This window comes from Desertibacillus haloalkaliphilus (assembly GCF_019039105.1).
Classification (GTDB): Bacteria; Bacillota; Bacilli; order Bacillales; family KJ1-10-99; genus Desertibacillus; species Desertibacillus haloalkaliphilus.
In genome coordinates, this window is record NZ_JAHPIV010000491.1 from 1 (window position 1) to 349 (window position 349).

The 349-nt window shown below is 48.7% G+C and carries 1 protein-coding gene; it reads left to right on the forward strand.

The window, feature by feature from the left end; genetic code table 11:
• Positions 1-349, forward strand: a 349-nt coding sequence (locus KH400_RS30300; protein ID WP_217228585.1) for a hypothetical protein, incomplete at both ends; no start/stop codon positions are given.

The following is a 349-nucleotide window of genomic DNA, read 5'->3' on the forward strand; positions in this document are numbered from 1 at the left end:
AAGAGGGAAAGAAAAGGAAAGAAAAAGGAAGAGAAAAGGGAGAAGGGAGGGGGGGAAGAGAAGAGAGGGAGAAAAGAAAGGGGAGGAAGAAGAAGAAAAAAGAAAGAGAGAAAAGAAAGGAGGGGGGAAGAGAAAGAGGGAAAGGAAAAAGGGAAGAGGAAGGAAGGAAGAAGAGGAAAGGGAAGGGGAAAAAAAAGAGAAAGGAGAGAAAGAAAGGGGAAAAGAGAGGGAGGGAGAAAGGGGGAGGGGAAGGGGAGGAGAAGGGAGGGGGGAGAAGAGGAGAGAAGGGAAAGGGGAGGAAGAGAGAGAAAAAAAAGGAGGGAAAGAGGGGGAGAGAGAGGGGGGAAAA